The organism is Lederbergia panacisoli, assembly GCF_024626525.1.
In the GTDB taxonomy this organism is placed as follows: Bacteria; Bacillota; Bacilli; order Bacillales; family Bacillaceae_C; genus Lederbergia; species Lederbergia panacisoli.
In genome coordinates this window covers 1-781 of the sequence record NZ_JANJGU010000039.1, presented here as the reverse complement: position 1 = coordinate 781, position 781 = coordinate 1, and the positions used below count along the sequence as shown (strand labels likewise).

The window sequence follows — 781 nt, the reverse complement described above, 5'->3', positions numbered from 1 at the left end:
TCCACTAGCATTGCATATGTATCCACAGGCCAAAAAATAAATTTAATTTACCTCCTATTAATTGGAATAATAGGGGGCCATTTTATGGACGAAAGCAAAAAAGTCTCCTAAACTAGAAGTTGAACCCACGTTATCCGTGACTGCTACCAAAGGAGACTTTCATGGATAACATCATATCAAATCAGAGTGTATTTAGTAAATGCTTATCTTTCTTACCGTTTGAAACATTTAAGTGTTCGTACTTAGACAACGGCGTAAAAAAACTGACCACGGCTAATTTAATGAAGATTTGTGTCACCATGCAATTGGGAAATTGGAAATCCTACGAGGAAACAGAAGAGCGTATTCGTGCCATGGAAGGTACAGAGGAACTGTTTGGCCTAACCAGTATTAGTGCTTCTCAACTATGTCGTCGAGTCAATGCTTTACCTTCAATCCTACCACGGCAGTTATTTCTTGCCGCTGTTACCCAATTGAATAAGCTGACGAGTAAAGGAAAAGGGATCCCTTCTTTAGGTCGTCTTCATCTCGTAGATTCTTCTTCTCTGCTTCTTGGACCTACACTAGGAAAGTGGACGTATTTTACAAAGCATAGTAATTGCGTGAAGCTACATACTCGGATTGTGGTAACGGATCCCGGCACAGCTTATCCCGACATGGTCATTCCTTCTACAGGTAATGTGGATGATCGTGAAGTCATGCTTGAGCTCGTAATAGATCCTCATGCGACCCATGTGATGGACCGTGGCTATGTGGATTACAAAAAAATGGACCATTGGGT

The 781-nt window shown here is 41.2% G+C and carries 1 protein-coding gene; it reads left to right on the top strand.

Annotation, left to right across the window (positions count from 1 at the left end; translation table 11 throughout):
- Positions 1–161: 161 nt before the first annotated feature.
- On the top strand, positions 162–781 hold a 620-nt coding region (locus NQ185_RS20080; RefSeq protein ID WP_506323688.1), incomplete at its 3' end, for a transposase.